The organism is Citrobacter sp. Cpo103, assembly GCF_030332605.1.
GTDB lineage: Bacteria > Pseudomonadota > Gammaproteobacteria > Enterobacterales > Enterobacteriaceae > Citrobacter > Citrobacter portucalensis.
Map to the genome: position 1 here is coordinate 160,143 of NZ_JAOWHO010000023.1, position 19,457 is coordinate 179,599.

Annotated in this window: 20 protein-coding genes; 12 read left to right on the forward strand and 8 right to left on the reverse strand. The window is 48.9% G+C overall.

Going from position 1 to position 19,457, the window contains the following annotated elements; translation table 11 throughout:
* Positions 1 to 78: 78 nt before the first annotated feature.
* Together ydgU and OGX89_RS06330 are read left to right on the forward strand one after the other, a co-directional pair.
* Positions 79 to 162 (forward strand): small membrane protein YdgU, encoded by an 84-nt coding sequence (gene ydgU / locus OGX89_RS23855; RefSeq protein ID WP_049259791.1) that lies wholly within the window; start codon positions 79 to 81, stop codon positions 160 to 162.
* A gap of 100 nt (positions 163 to 262) precedes the next feature.
* Positions 263 to 1,084, forward strand: coding sequence for a trypsin-like serine peptidase (locus tag OGX89_RS06330; RefSeq protein WP_063941568.1), 822 nt, complete (start codon positions 263 to 265; stop codon positions 1,082 to 1,084).
* Between the two features lie 34 nt (positions 1,085 to 1,118).
* Here OGX89_RS06330 and mdtI read toward each other — a convergent pair whose 3' ends face one another.
* From mdtI to OGX89_RS23860, 3 genes are all read right to left on the reverse strand, one after another.
* The gene (mdtI, locus tag OGX89_RS06335; RefSeq protein ID WP_003832870.1) at positions 1,119 to 1,448 is read right to left on the reverse strand and encodes a multidrug/spermidine efflux SMR transporter subunit MdtI; all 330 of its coding nucleotides are present in this window, start codon (positions 1,446 to 1,448) and stop codon (positions 1,119 to 1,121) included.
* On the reverse strand, positions 1,435 to 1,800 hold the full coding sequence (gene mdtJ, locus OGX89_RS06340; RefSeq protein WP_162623449.1) for a multidrug/spermidine efflux SMR transporter subunit MdtJ: 366 nt from the start codon (positions 1,798 to 1,800) through the stop codon (positions 1,435 to 1,437). Before mdtJ ends, mdtI begins: the two co-directional genes overlap by 14 nt.
* 107 nt (positions 1,801 to 1,907) lie before the next feature.
* On the reverse strand, positions 1,908 to 2,078 hold the full coding sequence (locus OGX89_RS23860; RefSeq protein WP_087050578.1) for a protein YdgV: 171 nt from the start codon (positions 2,076 to 2,078) through the stop codon (positions 1,908 to 1,910).
* Between the two features lie 138 nt (positions 2,079 to 2,216).
* Between OGX89_RS23860 and OGX89_RS06345 the strand changes: the two genes are divergently transcribed.
* Positions 2,217 to 3,251: an AI-2E family transporter gene (locus OGX89_RS06345; RefSeq protein ID WP_126957138.1), complete on the forward strand. Its 1,035-nt coding sequence runs from the start codon at positions 2,217 to 2,219 to the stop codon at positions 3,249 to 3,251.
* Positions 3,252 to 3,282: 31 nt separating this feature from the next.
* Here OGX89_RS06345 and OGX89_RS06350 read toward each other — a convergent pair whose 3' ends face one another.
* Positions 3,283 to 4,479, reverse strand: coding sequence for a multidrug effflux MFS transporter (locus OGX89_RS06350; protein ID WP_126957137.1), 1,197 nt, complete (start codon positions 4,477 to 4,479; stop codon positions 3,283 to 3,285).
* A 262-nt stretch (positions 4,480 to 4,741) separates the two neighbouring features.
* Between OGX89_RS06350 and OGX89_RS06355 the strand changes: the two genes are divergently transcribed.
* Positions 4,742 to 5,593 (forward strand): aldo/keto reductase, encoded by an 852-nt coding sequence (locus tag OGX89_RS06355; RefSeq protein ID WP_063941566.1) that lies wholly within the window; start codon positions 4,742 to 4,744, stop codon positions 5,591 to 5,593.
* A 41-nt stretch (positions 5,594 to 5,634) separates the two neighbouring features.
* Here the strand turns inward: OGX89_RS06355 and pntB are convergent, their stop codons facing one another.
* Both pntB and pntA read right to left on the reverse strand, forming a co-directional pair.
* Positions 5,635 to 7,023, reverse strand: coding sequence for a Re/Si-specific NAD(P)(+) transhydrogenase subunit beta (gene pntB / locus OGX89_RS06360; protein ID WP_003832859.1), 1,389 nt, complete (start codon positions 7,021 to 7,023; stop codon positions 5,635 to 5,637).
* Between the two features lie 10 nt (positions 7,024 to 7,033).
* On the reverse strand, positions 7,034 to 8,563 hold the full coding sequence (pntA, locus tag OGX89_RS06365) for a Re/Si-specific NAD(P)(+) transhydrogenase subunit alpha (RefSeq protein ID WP_003832858.1): 1,530 nt from the start codon (positions 8,561 to 8,563) through the stop codon (positions 7,034 to 7,036).
* A 525-nt stretch (positions 8,564 to 9,088) separates the two neighbouring features.
* Here pntA and ydgH point away from each other — a divergent pair.
* The 6 genes from ydgH (at position 9,089) to folM (ending at position 15,578) form a co-directional block, all read left to right on the forward strand.
* Entirely contained in the window at positions 9,089 to 10,033 is a 945-nt protein-coding gene (gene ydgH, locus OGX89_RS06370; RefSeq protein WP_003832856.1) for a DUF1471 family protein YdgH, read from the forward strand.
* Positions 10,034 to 10,278: 245 nt separating this feature from the next.
* Positions 10,279 to 11,661 carry an amino acid permease gene (locus tag OGX89_RS06375; RefSeq protein ID WP_126957135.1) on the forward strand — a complete coding sequence of 461 codons (1,383 nt, stop codon included), beginning with the start codon at positions 10,279 to 10,281 and terminating at the stop codon, positions 11,659 to 11,661.
* Between the two features lie 718 nt (positions 11,662 to 12,379).
* Positions 12,380 to 13,444: a hypothetical protein gene (locus OGX89_RS06380; RefSeq protein ID WP_126957133.1), complete on the forward strand. Its 1,065-nt coding sequence runs from the start codon at positions 12,380 to 12,382 to the stop codon at positions 13,442 to 13,444.
* Positions 13,445 to 13,516: 72 nt separating this feature from the next.
* The gene (locus OGX89_RS06385; protein ID WP_003832852.1) at positions 13,517 to 14,044 is read left to right on the forward strand and encodes a hypothetical protein; all 528 of its coding nucleotides are present in this window, start codon (positions 13,517 to 13,519) and stop codon (positions 14,042 to 14,044) included.
* A gap of 53 nt (positions 14,045 to 14,097) precedes the next feature.
* Positions 14,098 to 14,577, forward strand: a complete 480-nt coding sequence (locus tag OGX89_RS06390; RefSeq protein ID WP_003832848.1) for a hypothetical protein — start codon at positions 14,098 to 14,100, stop codon at positions 14,575 to 14,577.
* A gap of 278 nt (positions 14,578 to 14,855) precedes the next feature.
* A complete protein-coding gene (folM, locus tag OGX89_RS06395) occupies positions 14,856 to 15,578 on the forward strand; it encodes a dihydromonapterin reductase (RefSeq protein ID WP_003832846.1) in 723 nt (240 codons plus the stop codon).
* On the opposite strand, the gene OGX89_RS06400 is transcribed toward folM, so the two are convergent.
* Entirely contained in the window at positions 15,575 to 15,910 is a 336-nt protein-coding gene (locus OGX89_RS06400; RefSeq protein ID WP_003832844.1) for a GlpM family protein, read from the reverse strand. The genes folM and OGX89_RS06400 overlap by 4 nt on opposite strands.
* Before the next feature lie 117 nt (positions 15,911 to 16,027).
* On the opposite strand from OGX89_RS06400, the gene rstA reads away from it, so the two are divergent.
* Positions 16,028 to 16,771 carry a two-component system response regulator RstA gene (gene rstA, locus OGX89_RS06405; RefSeq protein WP_003832842.1) on the forward strand — a complete coding sequence of 248 codons (744 nt, stop codon included), beginning with the start codon at positions 16,028 to 16,030 and terminating at the stop codon, positions 16,769 to 16,771.
* A gap of 246 nt (positions 16,772 to 17,017) precedes the next feature.
* The gene (locus OGX89_RS06410) at positions 17,018 to 18,358 is read left to right on the forward strand and encodes an L-cystine transporter (RefSeq protein ID WP_126957131.1); all 1,341 of its coding nucleotides are present in this window, start codon (positions 17,018 to 17,020) and stop codon (positions 18,356 to 18,358) included.
* A 52-nt stretch (positions 18,359 to 18,410) separates the two neighbouring features.
* Here OGX89_RS06410 and OGX89_RS06415 read toward each other — a convergent pair whose 3' ends face one another.
* Positions 18,411 to 19,439 carry a HoxN/HupN/NixA family nickel/cobalt transporter gene (locus OGX89_RS06415; RefSeq protein WP_126957129.1) on the reverse strand — a complete coding sequence of 343 codons (1,029 nt, stop codon included), beginning with the start codon at positions 19,437 to 19,439 and terminating at the stop codon, positions 18,411 to 18,413.
* Positions 19,440 to 19,457 lie beyond the last annotated feature (18 nt).

The following is a 19,457-nucleotide window of genomic DNA, read 5'->3' on the forward strand; positions in this document are numbered from 1 at the left end:
TAGTCACTATGGCGTCCCCCACGCCATAGCATACGGCGCTAGATCGACCTGATGTAGCGCCGCCTTTCGGAGGGTAAAATGGTGTCACATTACCGCTTTGAGTTCATTCTTATTACTCTGATAATTTGCGCCCTCATCGCCATGCATTTTTATCTTTCCTGAGTGTAGTTATCTGATTTTACTCCCACTTTCTCGCCGTCTTGTCTATAGTATTAACTGAGGGTTTGCTGTTTATAATCATAATTCCCCACCAGAGTGTGATATGCATAAAACCATTGCTGTATTACTGGGCTCAATTTGTTTTTTTCCCGTTGGTGCGCATGCGGATCAGCCAGCAACGACTACCGCTGAAGCAGAAAACATAAAAACGCTGTTTTTTGGTCATGACGATCGCACAAAAGTGACTGATCCAACGCAATCACCATGGGACGCTATTGGGCAACTGGAAACCGCCAGCGGTAATCTGTGTACCGCCACGCTCATTTCACCGCATCTGGCCCTGACTGCAGGACACTGCTTGCTCGCTCCACCGAAAGGCAAACCGGATAAAGCCGTCGCGTTACGCTTTGTGTCGAAAAAGGGTGTCTGGCGCTATGAAATCCATGGAATCGAAGGACGGGTTGATCCCTCACTTGGTAAACGCTTAAAAGCCGATGGAGATGGATGGATTGTGCCGCCATCAGCAGCCCCGTGGGATTTTGGTCTGGTGGTGCTGCGTTACCCGCCTTCCGGAATCACGCCCCTACCATTATTTGAAGGTGATAAAGCGGCGTTAACCGCGGCGTTGAAAACCGCCGATCGCAAAGTCACACAGTCGGGCTATCCGGAAGATCATCTGGACGATTTGTACACCCATCAGGATTGTGTAGTGACCGGCTGGGCGCAGAATACCGTCTTGTCACACCAGTGCGACACGCTCCCGGGCGACAGCGGTTCACCGTTGATGCTGAAGACAGATTCAGGCTGGCAGTTGATTGGCGTACAAAGCTCCGCTCCAGCGGCGAAAGATCGCTGGCGAGCCGATAATCGCGCCATATCCGTGACCGGTTTTCGCGATAAGCTGGAAGCGTTGGCGAAGGAGTAACACATGCTGCCCGCATTAACGGGCAGCACGGATATCAGGCAAGTTTAATCATCACCATTCCGGCCAGCAACAGCGCCACGCCAATCCAGCCTTTGTTATTCAGGCGCTGACCAAACAACACCCAACCAGCCGCTAACGTCGCGGCAATCCCAAACCCGCCCCACAAGGCGTAGGCAACAGAAAGGTCAATACCTTTTACCGCCTGCGACAGCGCGCTAAAGGCCGCTAACACGGCAGCCAGCGACAGCACGCCATAAATCTTGCGGCGAAATCCATCTGAAAACTTCAAAAAGACGTTAGCGACTATTTCCAGCACGATGGCCATGCCAAGCCAGGCACCATGAACCCACTCAAACTGCTGCATGGGTCACCTCTTTGCTCGTTTTGGCAGGTTTTCGAGTACCAGACTTGATCAGCACAATGCCTAATACCAGCGAGACCAGTCCAGCCACTTTCATCGTGGACAAGGTTTCGTCAAATAACAACACACTAAACAGCGTAATAAATAAAATACCGATACCTTCCCACAAGGCATAGGCCACACCAAGGGCAATTTTTTTAACGGCGAAACTGAGAAAAATATACGATAAGGCGATCATTACCAGCATTAAAATAAAGCCCGAATTACCATGACCGACGCTTGCCCATTTCATTGACAGCGTGCCAGTAATTTCAGCCGCGATGGCCAGACCTAATAATATCCAGTAAAACATGATGCTTCTCCTGCTTGAGAATATAGTCCTTTAGGCCTACTGCATGCAGTAAACCAAAAAATAAAATTAGTTAGCTAAGCGCACAGCGCCAGCTCAGGCAGAAGAAGGGACTAAAGCGCGTTGCGCCAGTGTTGCTCACCCGCAAGCAAGAAAGTGGAGGAGGTACGAAGAAGTGTAGGTAAACGCAAAAACATCCTGAACATATTGTCCATAATATTACAATTATCCGCAGTGTTGCTTCTCATCATCGCGGATGATAATTGTCCTCGGTAGTTAAACACAGATGATTTGTATCATAGCTTCAAGACGAACTCAAAGTCTTTTCACTTCTTTACCTGCCCCGTTTGATTTTTGTTATAACGGCTCGACGCAAATCACATTATTATGCAGATTCAAAAATGAAAAATGCGGGAATACACATGGCGAAACCGATCATCACGCTTAACGGTCTAAAAATAGTCATTATGCTGGGCATGCTGGTTATCATCCTGAGCGGTATTCGCTTTGCCGCAGATATCATCGTCCCCTTTATTCTGGCGTTATTTATAGCCGTTGTGCTCAATCCCGTTGTGCAGCGGATGGTCAAGCTTCGCATACCGCGCGTAATTGCGGTGTCATTGCTTATCGTTATTATTGTAATGTTAATGGTGCTGCTGTTGGCGTATTTAGGTACATCCTTAAATGAACTTGCGCGAACGCTACCGCAATATCGCTCTTCACTGGTTATCCCACTGAAAAATCTTGAACCATGGTTACAACGCGCAGGGATCGGCGTTTCCGTGGACGAACTCGTCAAATATATCGATCCGAACGCGGCAATGACGCTGGTGACCAATTTACTGGCGCAGCTTTCAAATGCTATGTCATCGATATTTTTACTGCTACTGACGGTAGTTTTTATGCTGCTGGAAGTACCGCAACTGCCCAACAAACTCAAACAAATGATGAGTCGCCCCATTGAAGGTATGGCGGCGATTCAACGCGCCATCGACAGCGTCTCCCACTATCTGGTGCTTAAAACGGCAATCAGCATTGTGACCGGGTTGGTCGCCTGGGGCATGCTTGCTGCATTGGATGTGCGCTTTGCCTTTGTCTGGGGATTACTGGCCTTCGCCCTGAACTACATCCCTAATATCGGTTCTGTATTGGCGGCCATTCCCCCTATTGCTCAGGTGCTGGCATTCAGCGGTCTTTACGATGCGCTGGTGGTTCTGGCAGGCTATCTGGTCATCAACCTGATATTCGGGAATATCCTCGAGCCGCGGATCATGGGCCGCGGGCTGGGGCTGTCCACGCTGGTAGTATTTCTGTCGTTAATCTTCTGGGGCTGGTTGCTCGGTCCCGTGGGGATGCTGCTTTCTGTGCCGCTGACCATCATCGTGAAAATCGCGCTTGAGCAAACCAACGGCGGTCAAAGCATTGCCGTGCTGCTTAGCGATCTGAACAAAGAATGAGTTTTCGCCCCGCCATCGCGGGGCATTGCCTTTATCGTTTCGCGCGAAAAGCCAAAACGGCGCTTAACAGCGTAAATAGCGCTATTATCCACGCCATGGTCCAGGGCGTGCCATCACTGAAGGCCGCCAGCAGCAACGATGAGATAATACCGCTGCCATATTGCAACGCGCCAATCAGCGCCGAAGCTGAACCCGCAATGTTCGGTACCGCATCCAACGCCGCAGCAGTCGACGTTGCAGCAATAATGCCATTCATCGAGAAAAACAGAAAAACAGTGATGATAATGGCAACGACGCCACCTGATTCCAGCTTAACCAGCAGCGCAAGCACAACCGCAGCCAGCGCCGCCAGCAGCGTCGCATATTTCAGCAGCTGTTCCAGAGCGTGCCGTTGCACCAGACGGCGGTTAACCACGCTCATCGCCATAACACCGATAATGTTTAGCGCAAACAACCAGCCGTAATGCTGTGGATCAACATGGTAATAGCTAATATAAACAAACGGTGACCCGGTAATAAACGCGTACGCACCGACGTAATAAAACGTCAGGCTCAGGGTATAGCGCATAAAACGCCCATTCGTTAACAACGAACGGTAATTACGAAATGCGCCAGCCAAAGAGGCTTTCACCCGTTTATCTTCCGGCAATGTTTCGGGCAGCCAGTTTAGGGAGATAAACATCAGCGCACCAATCACCACCAGCAGCCAAAAAATAGAGTGCCAGGTGCTCAGGCGAATAATTTGCCCGCCAATCAACGGTCCGGCGATTGGCGCAATCGCCATAACCAACACCAGGGTTGAGAGCATTTGCGCCGCACGAGTACGTGCAAAGAGATCGCGGATCATCGCTCGCGCCAGCATAGGCCCGGTACAGGCTCCAAGCGCCTGAAATACCCGCCAGAAAACAATTTGCGTGATGCTTGTAGACAGCGCACACCCTGCGGAACCAATGATAAATAGCACCATGCCGATAAACAGCGGCTTACGCCGCCCCATATGATCGCTAATCGGCCCCCAAATCAACTGTGCGATAGTAAAACCAATTAAGAAACCAGTAATCGTCAGCTCAACATTGCCATGTAAATCCTCGGCCATCGTCGGCATTGCTGGAAGATAAATATCGGTAGAAAGCGATGTAAAGGCCATCAGGCCACTGAGGATCAGAATAAAAGTAAGACCGGTCTGGCTTGCGGTAGTTACCGGTGAGGCATGTTCACGTGTACGCATAGTGCCCTGTCATGTTCTAAAAAGTCAGGTCGCAGTATATAGACAACGTATTGCCGTGATTAGACGGTTAAAACCGCATGAGTTTATGAACTGAAATCATGAATGGTGAAATCATAGGCGTCATATTTTGTGACTAACTTCCAACAATTACCTTTCAGAAATGAATTCTACTCATAGGTCCATGCGAATTTCACAGACTAATCGTATCAACACAGATTTGCTAATCTGCAGCCAATGCAACGATGATGCTCAGGAGAACCCAATGAATACAACAGTTCTGAATAACGGTGTTGAGATGCCCCTGCTCGGATTTGGCGTTTATCAAATGACCGATGCCAGCGAATGTGAGCAAGCCGTACGGGATGCCATTGATACAGGATATCGCCTGATTGATACCGCTGCCTCCTACCAGAATGAAACTCAGGTCGGCAACGCACTTAAGCAAAGCGGAGTCCCCCGCGAGGCGCTTTTTGTGACTACCAAACTGTGGTTACAGGATACCAACTATGCAGGCGCAAAGGCGCAATTCGCACGTTCTCTGCAACGGCTTCAACTGGATTATATTGACCTTTATTTGATTCATCAGCCCTATGGCGATGTGCACGGTGCCTGGCGTGCGATGGAAGAATTATATGAAGAAGGGAAAATCCGCGCGATTGGCGTGAGTAACTTTCATCCGGATCGTCTGGCGGATTTAATCGCTTTCAATCGCATTATCCCAGCCGTTAACCAAATTGAGGTGAATCCTTTTCATCAGCAGCCGCATGCAGTAGCCTGGATGCAGAGCCGGAATATTCAACCGCAAGCCTGGGCACCGTTCGCTGAAGGACGCAATGACCTGTTTCAGAACCCAGTCTTATCGGCTATTGGTGAAAAATATGGCAAAAGCGTTGGTCAAGTCGTGCTGCGCTGGATTTATCAACGTGGGATTATTTCGCTGGCGAAAACCGTGCGTAAAGCGCGGATGGCCGAGAATATTCAGGTGCTGGACTTTGCCCTAACGGCGGAAGAGATGACGCAAATTGCCGCGATGGACAGCGGAACCAGCGCGTTCTTCTCGCATCGCGATCCGGCTCGTGTGGAATGGATCACCCAGCGTAAACTGGATGTTTAAAAAAACGGCCTCCGCAGAGGCCGTCTTACTTTTACTGGCAATTACAGCGCTTTCAGGATCGCATCCACGCTGGCTTTGGCATCACCAAACAGCATATGGGTGTTATCTTTAAAGAACAGTGGGTTCTGCACACCTGCATAGCCGGTGTTCATCGAACGTTTGAACACGATGACGTTCTGCGCTTTCCACACTTCCAGTACCGGCATGCCGGCGATTGGGCTGCGCGGGTCATCCTGCGCCGCCGGGTTTACCGTGTCGTTGGCACCAATAACCAGTACGGTATCGGTATCGGCGAAATCATCGTTGATCTCATCCATTTCCAGCACGATGTCATAAGGTACTTTGGCTTCCGCCAGCAGCACGTTCATATGACCTGGCAACCGCCCTGCTACCGGGTGAATACCAAAACGCACTTTGATGCCGCGCGCGCGCAGTTTCTCAGTGATTTCCGCGACCGGATACTGTGCCTGAGCCACTGCCATGCCGTAGCCCGGGGTGATGATCACGGAGTGCGAGTTCTTCAGCATTTCTGCTGTGTCTTCCGCAGTAATCTCACGATGTTCACCCACTTCTTCATCAGACCCGGTAGAAGAACCGTCAGAACCAAAGCCACCCGCAATAACGCTGAAGAATGAACGGTTCATCGCCTTACACATAATGTAAGACAGGATCGCACCAGAAGAACCGACCAGCGCACCGGTAACGATCAGCAGATCGTTGCTCAGCATGAAGCCCGCTGCCGCCGCCGCCCATCCTGAATAGGAGTTAAGCATTGACACGACAACCGGCATATCCGCACCGCCGATGGAGGCCACCAGATGCCAGCCAAAGGCCAGTGCAATAATGGTCATCACCAACAGTGCCAGAACCTGCAGGCCCACGCTTTCGGTACGAACAAACACCACCAGCAGCAGGAAAGAAACAACCAGCGCCGCCAGGTTCATTTTGTGACGATTCGGCAGCATCAGCGGTTTAGAGGAAATCTTGCCGCGCAGTTTGCCAAAGGCCACCACAGAACCGGTAAAGGTTACCGCACCGATGAAGATACCCAGGAACACTTCCGTCAGGTGAATGTTCACCAGAATCGGTTCCAGGCCCGTATCGTGATACAGGTAGCTGTTGAAACCCACCAGTACCGCAGCCAGACCGACGAAGCTGTGCAGAATCGCCACCAGCTCCGGCATCTCGGTCATTTCGACTTTCTTCGCCAGACGAATACCAATCGCGCCGCCAATGATCATCGCCACCAGGATCCACGCAACGTTGCCGGTATCCGGACCAAATATCGTGGCAATCAGCGCAATCGCCATCCCGGCGATGCCGTAGTTGTTACCCTGCTGAGAGGTTTCGTGTTTCGAAAGCCCCGCCAGACTAAAAATAAACAGGATCGCGGCAACAATGTATGCAGCTGTAACTAATCCTCCAGACATATGTTACCCCTTAGTTTTTCCGGAACATTTTCAGCATGCGCTGAGTCACGGTGAAGCCACCGAAAATATTAATGCTGGCAATAAGCACCGCGATAAAGCTCAGGAAACTCACCCAGCCACCCTGGCCAATTTGCAATAACGCCCCAACCACGATAATCCCCGAGATGGCGTTAGTCACAGACATCAGCGGAGTATGCAACGCATGTGACACATTCCAGACCACGTAGTAACCCACCACGCAGGAAAGCGCGAACACCGTAAAGTGACCAAGGAACTCTTTCGGCGCGACGTCGGCGAGCCAGCCAAACAAAATCACTACCAGCGCCATCAGCGCATATTTGCGCCACGGAGAGACAGGTTTTTTCTCTTCTTTCGGCGCAGGTGCGGCTTTTGGCGCTGCCTGCGGCTGAGCAGAAACCTGGATCGGCGGCGCAGGCCAGGTGATTTCACCCTCGCGAACCACCGTGACACCACGCACAACCACGTCGTCAAAATCGACAGTGATATTGCCGTCTTTCTCTTTGCACAACAGTTTGAGCAGGTTGACGAGGTTCGTGCCGTACAACTGGGAAGATTGCGTTGGCAAACGGCCAGGCAGATCGGTATAGCCGATAACCTTCACCCCGTTCTCGGTGGTGGTCACCTGATTAGGTACGGTATATTCGCAGTTACCGCCGTTTTGCGCGGCAAGATCGACAATTACGCTGCCCGCTTTCATCGAATCGACCATTTCACGGGTGATCAGTTTCGGGGCCGGTTTGCCCGGGATCAGCGCAGTGGTAACGATAATGTCGACGTCTTTCGCCTGCGCGGCGAAGAGTTCCATTTCGGCTTTGATGAACGCTTCGGACATCACTTTGGCATAGCCATCGCCGCTGCCCGCTTCTTCTTTAAAGTCCAGTTCGAGGAACTCTGCGCCCATACTCTGCACTTGTTCTTTCACTTCCGGACGGGTATCAAAAGCGCGCACGATAGCGCCCAGGCTGTTTGCCGCACCGATCGCCGCAAGACCAGCCACCCCCGCACCAATCACCATGACCTTGGCAGGTGGAACCTTGCCTGCGGCGGTGATCTGGCCGGTGAAGAAGCGACCGAATTCATGTGCAGCTTCAACAATAGCGCGATACCCGGCGATGTTCGCCATCGAGCTTAAGGCATCCAGCGACTGTGCGCGTGAAATACGCGGCACGGAGTCCATCGCCATAACGGTCACGTTGCGCTCTGCAAGTTTTTGCAGCAGCTCAGGGTTTTGCGCGGGCCAAAGAAAACTCACCAGCGTCGTGCCCGGATTAAGTAACGGAATTTCCGCCTCCTCCGGCGCATTGACCTTCAGGATGATCTCTGACTGCCAGACTGCATTTTCATCAACAATTTCTGCGCCTGCTTGAACAAACGCCTTATCGTCAAAACTCGCCAGTTGACCTGCACCGCTTTCAACCGCGACGCTGAAACCCAGTTTAAGCAGCTGCTCAACCGTCTTCGGCGTGGCTGCAACGCGGGTTTCATTGGTTAACCGTTCTCTTGGTATGCCAATTCGCATAATGTTCCCTTCCATCTGTAATTATGATGATGGTTTATCAATGTTCGCACGAGGCATGCGCGCACTCTCGAGAGAGGTCAGTGTTACCTCAATAAAATAAAACAGTAACAAACTCTGTATAACCTACTGAAAATGACGCCTGTGATCTAGCGCCAAAAAACAGTATTTATTATGAAATTCGCGAAATAGAGATGAATCGAACCTCAGACAGATAAAATGCCCTAAAAATAGCCCACAAAGGCTGATAATTCGCTCAAGCGAAGCGGCAAAACATGATTACCTACCTGTCAAAAACAATTGATTAACATTAAATTAACTTATGAAATTCAACTGCTTTATCAGTTTTGGTCACCAAACGCCGAAATTTTCGGCATATCACAAAATGTTATCGCTGTTGTTACCTAACGTGACACGATGAGTGAAAAATGACGCAGACACTGACACAATTTAAATGCAATAATCAGCGACGTTTCTAGTCAATAACAATACCAGTACCTGGTTTGCGCAAGGCGAAGGATTATTTTTATGAAGCTTAAGAACACTCTCCTGGCGTCCGCACTAATTTCTGCGACTGCTTTTTCTGTAAATGCAGCGACAGAATTGACGCCGGAGCAAGCGGCTGCCCTGAAACCCTATGACCGCATTGTGGTCACCGGTCGTTTTAATGCTATCGGTGATGCGGTTGCTGCCGTTTCGCGCCGTGCAGATAAAGACGGTGCAGCCTCCTTTTATGTTGTTGATACCTCAGATTTTGGCAGCGGCGGTAACTGGCGCGTTGTTGCCGACGTCTATAAAGCCGACGCTGAAAAAGCGGAAGCGTCAAAAAACCGTGTCATTAACGGCGTTATGGAATTGCCAAAAGATCAGGCCGTTCTGATAGAACCTTACGACACCGTTACAGTGCAAGGTTTCTACCGTAGCCAGCCGGAAGTAAACGATGCCATCACCAAAGCAGCGAAAGAGAAAGGTGCTTACTCCTTCTATATCGTGCGTCAGGTCGATGCCAACCAGGGCGGCAACCAGCGTATTACTGCATTCATCTATAAAGCTGATGCGAAAAAACGCATTGTACAAAGCCCTGATGCGATCCCAGCAGATTCAGATGCTGGTCGTGCCGCATTAGCAGCAGGTGGCGAAGCCGCGAAGAAAGTTGAGATCCCGGGCGTAGCAACTACCGCTTCTCCGAGTGCTGAAGTCGGCCGCTTCTTCGAAACGCAATCCACCAAAGGCGGACGTTACACTGTCACGCTGCCGGATGGAACCAAAGTTGAAGAGCTGAACAAAGCGACCGCCGCCATGATGGTTCCGTTCGACAGCATCAAGTTCACCGGTAACTACGGCAACATGACGGAAGTCTCTTATCAGGTAGCAAAACGCGCAGCGAAGAAAGGCGCGAAGTACTATCACATTACCCGCCAGTGGTCAGAACGTGGTAACAACGTGACGATCAGCGCCGATCTGTATAAGTAATACCCAATGCCTTATCAGGTCTACAGTCCTTGTAGACCTGATAATTTCGCGCAGTTCTGTTTCCAGACAAAACAAAAACAGCAGTATTAAGACAACTTTTCACACTATTAGTCACAAATCTCTCTATCCCCATTGCATGCGTTCTCTTCTCTCCGTAAAATCCCGCGCCTTAGTGGCTTTCACCATTTTTATGCGGTTTGCCAAAATAATTATTCTCTCACTCTCGTTTTTGTAACTGGATACAAATGGAAAAGAAATTGGGTCTGAGCGCACTGACCGCGCTGGTTTTAAGCTCAATGCTCGGCGCTGGCGTTTTCAGCCTGCCACAAAATATGGCGGCAGTAGCCAGTCCGGCTGCGTTACTGATTGGTTGGGCGATTACCGGTGCGGGTATTCTTTTGCTCGCCTTTGCTATGCTGATCCTGACGCGTATCCGTCCTGAACTGGACGGCGGCATCTTCACCTATGCACGCGAAGGTTTCGGCGAGTTGATTGGCTTCTGCTCTGCGTGGGGATACTGGCTGTGCGCTGTTATCGCTAACGTTTCGTATCTGGTCATCGTCTTCTCTGCGCTCAGTTTCTTTACCGACACACCGGAATTACGTCTGTTCGGCGACGGTAATACCTGGCAGTCGATTGTCGGCGCATCGGTACTGTTATGGATAGTCCATTTTCTGGTGTTGCGGGGAGTACAAACCGCGGCCAGCATTAACCTGGTTGCTACTCTGGCAAAACTACTGCCGCTAGGCCTGTTTATCGTGCTGGCGTTCATGCTGTTCAAGCTCGACACCTTTACTCTCGATTTTACCGGCGTCGCGTTGGGCGTGCCTGTCTGGGAGCAGGTCAAAAATACCATGCTCATCACCCTGTGGGTTTTCATCGGTGTGGAAGGCGCGGTGGTGGTATCTGCCCGCGCCAGAAATAAACGCGATGTAGGTCGCGCCACGCTGTTGGCTGTACTCGCCGCACTGGGCGTTTACCTGTTAGTCACCCTGCTATCTCTCGGGGTTGTCGCACGGCCAGAACTGGCGGAGATCCGCAATCCATCAATGGCCGGTCTGATGGTTAAAATGATGGGGCCATGGGGCGAAATTATTATTGCTGCCGGTCTGATTGTTTCCGTGTGCGGGGCCTATTTAAGCTGGACGATTATGGCGGCGGAAGTGCCGTTCCTCGCCTCCACGCACAAAGCGTTTCCGCGTATTTTTGCGCGACAGAATGCACAGGGTGCGCCATCGGCATCGCTGTGGCTAACCAACATCTGTGTACAAATCTGCCTTGTGCTAATCTGGCTCACAGGCTCAGACTACAATACGTTACTGACTATCGCCTCAGAGATGATTCTGGTGCCCTATTTGCTGGTCGGCGCATTTCTGTTAAAAATTGCCACCCGTCCAATTCATAAGGCTGTCGGTATCGGCGCGAGTATTTATGGCATATGGTTATTGTATGCGTCAGGTCCGATGCATCTGTTGCTGTCTGTGGTGTTGTATGCGCCAGGACTGTTGGTTTTCCTTTATGCCCGTAAAACGCACACGCATGAAAACGTATTAAAACGCCAGGAGATGGCGCTGATCGGCCTGCTGCTTGTTGCTGCTGTGCCGGCTACCTGGATGCTGATGGGGTAACGTTATACCCATCGCTGGCATCGGAAAATATCGGACTATGAATATCCTGATAAAGGATTATCGGGATATCATGGTTAACGCTGATTAATCGAAAATAATAGTTCTCACTCTCCCTTCTTACCCCCACATTATTTGTTGCTGCGTGCGAAACGCTTTGCGCGGTTCCTCAAATGATGAATCATCACATGCCGATGATCACCTCTATTGAGTCCGAGTCATTCTTTCTACACTTCACAATCGCAGACTGCTTTACGACATAACGATCAGTCACGATCATCTGTCTTATCTTCTTATGAATCACAACATAACACACTGAAACACATCATTACTTTCTCAATTTTTTGTTCACTTTTCATATTTGTAAAAGATAAAGGCGAAACACTTAGCGAACACATACAAAGCATAATACATGCATAAGATACGCATAAGGAAAAGAACAATTAATCATCATACAATTAACTATTTGTGCTTTATCTTGTGTTGCATTGATCTTGGCGTTGTGTTGATATTTATGTTTGATGATAATGAAACCCGTGCGCTGGTCCCACCAGCTCCCCCTCCTCGTCAATTATGTCGGAAATTAAATAGGTTTATTAATAGCTGTTACTGCATCGATTAATTATGTAATCGGCAGCATTCAGTCATTGAGGGGCAAACAAAATGATAAATAAAGAATTAATGATGACACCTCCCTATTAATCCTAAATGGAGTATTAAAATGTTTAAGAAATCAGTGGTTGCAGTATTAATGGTTCTTCCAATATCTGCTTTTGCTCATGGTCACGGTGGCCATGGCGGTATGGGCGGTCACAATTTTGGTGGTCATGGTCATGCTGGTAACATTGGTCATGCTTTTAGTGGTCATTCGTTTGGTGGTCACTTTGCGGAGCGCATGAATGCAGGTGGTGGATTCACAGGATTCTCTAAAGGCTCCATCAATATGAGCGATCACCCCATCGCTGACAACACGACACGTTCCATCAGTGTGAAAGATGGTGTCGTCACTAAAAACATTGCCTATAACGGTGTTAATGAACAATATTCCGCGACAACGACAATCAGCAAGGATGGTGCAATGCGTACCTCCACAGTGAATCGTGATGGAGTGACAAAAGAAGCATCAACTGTTGTGTCTGCTGATATGCGCTCTCATAGCGTAGCTGTAACCAATGGCACCGAAACAGCAATGTCGATTCATAGCTATGATGAAGGTGTTGGTGGTCTGAATGTTCATGCTTACAATGATGGTGTAAACACCTATGGCAGCGTTCATGCTTACAATGACGTAGCTAATGCAGCCTACTCCGCCCACGTCATTCATAATGACGAGCTTACGCGTATTGGCTACAACGTTGTTTCTCCAACCCAACGCTCTCACACTGTAGCTGTGAAAGATGGCGATTATACTCACGTTCACACTGCGGGTTATATTGGTAACGAAGATGTTGGATTTGGTTGGAACAAAGGCATCACTCGAGATGGCCAATACGGTTTTGAGCATTCAGTTAATAGTCTTGGGATTGCAACAATCGGTAACTTTGGACCCACTTATTACGGAGAAAAAGCGGCTAACCTGAAAACAGGTGAAGTGAAAACGATCACCAACTATCAACCAGCACCACAACCCACTCCAGTGGTAATTCATGTTACCCCTGCGGTAGTTGTTCATGTTGTCCCAGCATCAATCGTAACCCCTGTTACACCATCTTCTGATGTAACACCAACGACCACTGTGTACCGCGATGGACACGGCGATAGCGTCACCTTGTATTGGAATGCCTAAGAAAGAGTACAGTTTTGTACCTTTAAAAATAATAAGGCTGGACTAATCCAGCCTTTTTTAGAGGAAATAATTATGTCAGATTTAACAGCAGCAGATTTTTTAGAACTTATTGATCTTGAACCATTTAAGAAGCCTAACAATGAAACAGGAGTTTCGGTTCAACGAAGTATTGAGTTAGAAAAACTACGTCATGCTGTAAAAGAAGGTCATGTAAACCTCCGTTTTTTCCTCAAATGGTTAAATGCTGCAGCTGGTTGCCGCTTACAAGAACGATGGTTAAACAAGTTTTTTACCGATGACCTCAGAGAATTTCCCGTACGATCACAGCAACACACTAGTAAGAGCACAGAGGAAAAGCTAAAGGAAGAAGTTGCTCGTCTTACAGAGCAACTAAGAGCATCACAAGAACAGAATCAGGTTATTGCGTCTATCGCTTCAGAAGACAATCAGAAAGCCATTTTTGCGGGTATCGTCGAACGTATCGAAGAAGAATCACAAGCTGAACTAAAAGCCTTTGCAGAGAAAGCAGCAACACAGGCAAAACAGAAAGCAATAGATATGATGATAGCTATCTTTCCTAATTGGAAGCCATCAGATTGAACACAATAGGCTGTGTGTATTATCATGCTTCCTTAATCATTTAAGGGTAGACAATGAAGAACGTAAATCTGATCTTACTCGGAGACAGCACACAGCCACAAGAACGCCGAATGAAAGAAGCGTTAAAGATAAGCAAGGACGTAAAACCTGCCGCTGTGTTAGATGCTGTGAAAGAGGCGTATGAAGGTACAGGCAAGAAACCTAAGCTGAACTATGCACAACTATCACGATGGAGAAAAGGTTTAACCTTCTATCGTTCACCCCCGCCAGAAGACGCTGTAGATCAGTATTCAGATTTATTTTCCCCACTCTACCAACTATTAGAGAATCCGGTGATTGTTGCTTCCATCGACATAACAGAATTTGAACAGAGATTGAAGATTCAGATCAAAGAACGAGAACAGAGATTGATTGAAGCAAGAAGGATTGAAGCAGAGCGTATTCTGCAAGAAGCAGAAGAAAGAGATCACAGAAAGTTTACAGAAGAATTTAATAAAATAATGGATAAGCTGAGAGAGCTTAGGAAGACCTAGTTAAAATGGGGAGCCTGTTTTCTGGTTCCCTTTTTTATTGACTAATCATTGTTAATCCCTCTCTCTCTATTACTCCTGCGACTAAACCCCGACTATAAAGCGGGATTTAACAAGCTCTGCGCTCGCCGCTAAATCAGGATGCTGTAACAAACCCCCAACAACTTTTTTCCTGTGTGCTACTGTGTACAAATGAGTTTGCACCACTCATCAATGTTTCATACACCACTTACACCCTTTATCTTGTAAGATGCTGTTTTTAATGGAGCCTGAGTATAACAATGGGTAAAAAACCTCCTTTGCCAATTCTTATCACCGGAGGTGGTCGTCGTATCGGCCTCGCCGTCGCATGGCACTTTCTGAACCAAAAACAGCCAGTTATCGTCAGCTACCGTACACACTATCCTGCCATTGACGGCCTGCGAGAAGCTGGCGCGATTTGTATCCCTGCTGACTTTTCCACGGATGAAGGCGTGCTGGCCTTTGCTGATGAGGTCAAAGCACAAACCGATGGCTTGCGCGCCATTGTGCATAATGCCAGCGCCTGGCTTGCAGAAAAGCCCGGTACGCCGCTGACTGACGTGCTGTCAGCAATGATGCAGATTCATGTCAATACGCCCTACCTGCTCAACCACGCGCTGGAAGGATTGCTACGCGGTCATGGGCACGCAGCCAGCGACATCATCCATTTTACGGATTATGTTGTGGAGCGCGGCAGCGACAAGCACATTGCTTATGCTGCCAGCAAAGCGGCACTGGACAATATGACCCGCTCGTTCTCGCGCAAACTGGCACCGGAAGTGAAAGTGAACGCGATTGCCCCCTCACTTATCCTGTTTAACGAGGGTGACGATGCAGAGTATCGCCAGCAGGCACTGAACAAATCACTGATGAAAACTGCGCCTGGTGAAAAAGAGGTCATAGATTTAATTGACTACCTACTAACCAGTTGTTTTGTCACCGGACGTAGTTTTGCCCTTGATGGCGGGCGTCATCTGCGTTAGTGCAGTTTGATCCAACAAAAGATCAGCAACCACGCGCTCAGGCTCCAGCACACTACTGCACCGCCGAGCGCGACGGGTAAGCGCATAAACCCGGTGAAATACCACAGTGAAACAAGGTAGACAAAATAGGGAATAATCGACCACATACTGAATACAATGGTTGTACGTAACGCCTCGATCCCACGCTCACTGGCCACGATGTAGTGGGCAATCAACGCAAACGTCGGGAACAGTGGAATTAATCCAGCAATATAGTAATTCTTTGTTTTCGCCAGCAAACCAATCAACACCACCACCAGCGCACCAAGCGCCGCTTTTATAACGAGTCCCATCACTCTGCCTTAACACATCAATAACATCAGCCTCTAGCATAACGGAAGCGTTCTTGTTTAGAAAAGATTAATGGAAGGAAAAACCGGGGCGGTGTATGTTGGCGTTTTATATTCAAAATGAATGATATGAACACCATCGTATTTGTTGAAGATGATCCCGAAGTTGGCTCACTGATTGCAGCCTATCTGGCCCGGCATGATATTGAGGTTATCCTTGAACCTCGTGGTGATTTGGCCGAGGAGAAAATCCTGCACGTTCAACCCGATCTGGTGTTATTAGATATCATGCTGCCGGGAAAAGACGGGATGACTATCTGCCGCGATTTACGCGGGCGCTGGCAAGGCCCGATTGTCCTGCTCACCTCGCTGGACAGCGACATGAACCATATCCTTGCGCTGGAAATGGGCGCCTGTGACTACATCCTGAAGACAACGCCGCCAGCTGTGCTGCTGGCTCGCCTGCGCCTGCACCTGCGCCAGAATGAACACTCAGCACAGTCTAAAGGCATTCAGGCGGCAACCATCACACCGCACACAACGCTGCGCTTTGGCACACTCACTATCGATCCCACCAACCGCTCCGTGCTGCTCGGCGGCGAGCAAATCTCTCTTTCCACCGCTGATTTTGAATTACTGTGGGAGTTGGCAACCCATGCCGGGCAGATTATGGACCGTGATGCGTTGCTAAAGAACCTGCGTGGCGTAAGTTATGACGGTATGGATCGCAGCGTCGATGTCGCGATTTCCCGCTTACGCAAAAAACTTCTCGATAACGCGACTGAACCCTATCGAATCAAAACGGTACGCAACAAAGGTTATCTGTTCGCACCGCACGCCTGGGACGACGAGCCGCAGAAGTAATGCCACCGGGCCGATCTCATTGGTCGGCTGGATTATTCGCAATACGTTACACTGTCACGTGCAATCGTCTACAGAACAGGCATATAAACGCCATCCGAAGCCGTTCCACACTTTTTGTGTGGCTGTAGCCCACCCCCCTCCCTATAATCCGTCGCGGTCCTGAACCCTTATGGTTCATAGGTTTTTTTCGCACTAACAAAACTCTTTCCGGCATTTCAGGTGCTGAATGAGGCAAGAGGCTACAATATGTTCGTAACGCTTGCGTATATCGCGTTCTTTTTGGTTTGTTCATGGGCAATTTTTAGAATCAACCAAAAAAGTCACTCTCTTTCAAAAAGCGTCTTCATCGCTATTTTTATGGGTGCCGTTATCGGCTTATCCCTGCATCTCATTGCTGCTGACGAAAGTAAAACAGTTATCGACTGGTATAATGTTATCGGCAACGGTTATGTTAATTTACTGAAACTGGTTGCGGTTCCGCTGATTTTCATCTCTATTCTCTCAGCCATTAATAAGCTCGAAAACAGCGCTGGCATTGGGAAAATGTCGTTAACCATTGTCGGATGCATGCTCTGTCTGGTAATGATTGCCGGTTTTATTGGGCTGTTGACTGCGCATGTATTAGGTCTGGACGCCAGTGCGTTTGTTCATATGCAGTCCACACTGACTGCAGACGATGTGAGTAAAACTGCCGCCATTTCACTACCTAAACTGGTTACATCTCTGATCCCCACGAATATCTTCCTCGACCTAACAGGAGCCAGAAGCGTTTCCGTCATTGGCATTGTTATCTTCACCCTGCTTGCCGGCGTGGCATTATTAAAGGTCAAACAAGACGCCCCGCAAGAAGGTGAAAAATTAAGTGCTGGTATTAACGCTATCCAGATTTGGGTGATGAAAATGGTGCGCATCGTTATTGCCCTCACTCCTTATGGTGTGATGGCATTAATGGCAGGCGTATTTTCCGCATATCGATTTGAACAATTTGCCAGTTTGTTAGGCTTTATTGCTGCCTGTTACCTTGCGATTCTGATGATGTTTATCGTCCACGCACTGATACTGGTTCTGAGCGGAAATAATCCCGTTCACTATTTTAAAACTGTCTGGCCAGTATTAACTTTTGCATTTGTTTCACGCAGCAGTGCAGCATCTATTCCACTGGCTATTTCCGCACAGGAAAAATTTGGCGTGCAAAACACCATTGCTAATATTGCGGCTTCATTCGGCTCCAGCATGGGGCAAAACGGCTGCGCCGGGATCTATCCGGCTATTATGGTGGCGATGATTGCTCCAACAATTGGGATTGATTCGCTATCAGTACATTTTTTGCTCGCCATGCTACCTGCGATTGCGCTGGGTTCTATTGGGGTGGCGGGTGTAGGCGGTGGCGGAACATTTGCTGCGCTGATCGTCCTTTCAACGCTGAACTTCCCGGTCGCGCTGGTGGGGATTTTCATTGCTATCGAGCCTGTCGTCGATATGGCCAGAACGGCATTAAACGTGAACGGTTCGATGATGTCTGGCGTGCTGGCTAACCGGATCCTGAAAAAGAGTACTGAAAAACCACAACCCGTGAACGCGAATTAGTCAGTTCTAAAAAGATCAAAGCCTTCCTGTTCCTGGAAGGCTTGCTTTTGTGTCAACCAAACGTCAGTCCGTCGTATTTTTTCCAACGGTAGTTTACGGCGGAGATAATCCAGCAGCTGATAAAGACGCCAATAATCGCAAAACCGACATTCCCCATATGGTCACTCAAATTGCTTACGGTATCCCACAAACCACCCTGGAGCGAAAACGCGTCAGAGAGAAGTCCCAGCGCCTCCAGCCCGCCAATAAATAGCGCAACAATCACGGAAGTCCCGGTAATGGTCATATTGTAATAGAGCTTGCGTTGCGGCTTATTGAACGCCCAGCCGTAGGCCTCAACCATCAGAATACTGTCGAGGCAATCAATTAACGCCATACCGCAGGTAAACAGCGCCGGGAACACGAGAATTGACCAAATCGACATGCCACTGGACGCGCTTGAAGCAGAAATTCCCAGCAAAGAAATTTCAGTGGCGGTATCAAAACCCAGACCAAACAGAAAACCGACAAAATACATATGCCAGTCTTTACCTACCAGCCGAAACGCTGAGCGGAAAAGCCAGTTCAGAGGGCCTGAAACCGTAATATCTTCCGTGGAGCCATCGTAAGTACCGGTGCGTTTAAGATGGCGGAATGCCTTCCAGACCTGGCAGAAAATAATGAGATTAATGGTAGCCAGAATCAGCAAAAATACGGCAGAAACCGTAGTTCCTATCAGACCGCCGACATTCTGAAACCATGCCATATGTTGCTTAAACACGCTGGTGGTCAGTGCAATGCCAATGCTTGCCAGTACCACAATGGTGGAGTGCCCCAAAGAAAACCAGGCTCCCGTCGTCAAGGCACGTTTTTTCTGCTGCATGAGTTTACGCGTCGCGCTGTCTATCGCGGCGATATGATCGGCATCTACGGCATGGCGCAAACCATAGCACCACGCAATCAGACTCAGTGCCAGTAATGACGTGTTGTTGCCAAACGCGGTGAAAGCCCATAGCCACGCCACAATGTTTGCCCCGATGAGTAAGACCATCAACAAAACAATATTCGGGCGTTTTTTAAATAATGAAAACAATGCGTTCATTGTTTCCCGCCGATTACA

Excerpts from the sequence above, each read along its gene's own strand:
- pntB (WP_003832859.1), bottom strand. The coding sequence starts at position 7,023 with ATGTCTGGAGGATTAGTTACAGCTGCATACATTGTTGCCGCGATCCTG.
- OGX89_RS06410 (WP_126957131.1), top strand. The coding sequence starts at position 17,018 with ATGTTCGTAACGCTTGCGTATATCGCGTTCTTTTTGGTTTGTTCATGG.
- OGX89_RS06385 (WP_003832852.1), top strand. The coding sequence starts at position 13,517 with ATGTCAGATTTAACAGCAGCAGATTTTTTAGAACTTATTGATCTTGAA.
- OGX89_RS06350 (WP_126957137.1), bottom strand. The coding sequence starts at position 4,479 with ATGCGTACACGTGAACATGCCTCACCGGTAACTACCGCAAGCCAGACC.
- OGX89_RS06375 (WP_126957135.1), top strand. The coding sequence starts at position 10,279 with ATGGAAAAGAAATTGGGTCTGAGCGCACTGACCGCGCTGGTTTTAAGC.
- pntA (WP_003832858.1), bottom strand. The coding sequence starts at position 8,563 with ATGCGAATTGGCATACCAAGAGAACGGTTAACCAATGAAACCCGCGTT.
- OGX89_RS06415 (WP_126957129.1), bottom strand. The coding sequence starts at position 19,439 with ATGAACGCATTGTTTTCATTATTTAAAAAACGCCCGAATATTGTTTTG.
- folM (WP_003832846.1), top strand. The coding sequence starts at position 14,856 with ATGGGTAAAAAACCTCCTTTGCCAATTCTTATCACCGGAGGTGGTCGT.
- mdtI (WP_003832870.1), bottom strand. The coding sequence starts at position 1,448 with ATGCAGCAGTTTGAGTGGGTTCATGGTGCCTGGCTTGGCATGGCCATC.
- ydgH (WP_003832856.1), top strand. The coding sequence starts at position 9,089 with ATGAAGCTTAAGAACACTCTCCTGGCGTCCGCACTAATTTCTGCGACT.
- OGX89_RS06390 (WP_003832848.1), top strand. The coding sequence starts at position 14,098 with ATGAAGAACGTAAATCTGATCTTACTCGGAGACAGCACACAGCCACAA.
- ydgU (WP_049259791.1), top strand. The coding sequence starts at position 79 with ATGGTGTCACATTACCGCTTTGAGTTCATTCTTATTACTCTGATAATT.
- OGX89_RS06380 (WP_126957133.1), top strand. The coding sequence starts at position 12,380 with ATGTTTAAGAAATCAGTGGTTGCAGTATTAATGGTTCTTCCAATATCT.
- rstA (WP_003832842.1), top strand. The coding sequence starts at position 16,028 with ATGAATGATATGAACACCATCGTATTTGTTGAAGATGATCCCGAAGTT.
- OGX89_RS06400 (WP_003832844.1), bottom strand. The coding sequence starts at position 15,910 with ATGGGACTCGTTATAAAAGCGGCGCTTGGTGCGCTGGTGGTGGTGTTG.
- OGX89_RS06355 (WP_063941566.1), top strand. The coding sequence starts at position 4,742 with ATGAATACAACAGTTCTGAATAACGGTGTTGAGATGCCCCTGCTCGGA.
- OGX89_RS06330 (WP_063941568.1), top strand. The coding sequence starts at position 263 with ATGCATAAAACCATTGCTGTATTACTGGGCTCAATTTGTTTTTTTCCC.
- OGX89_RS06345 (WP_126957138.1), top strand. The coding sequence starts at position 2,217 with ATGGCGAAACCGATCATCACGCTTAACGGTCTAAAAATAGTCATTATG.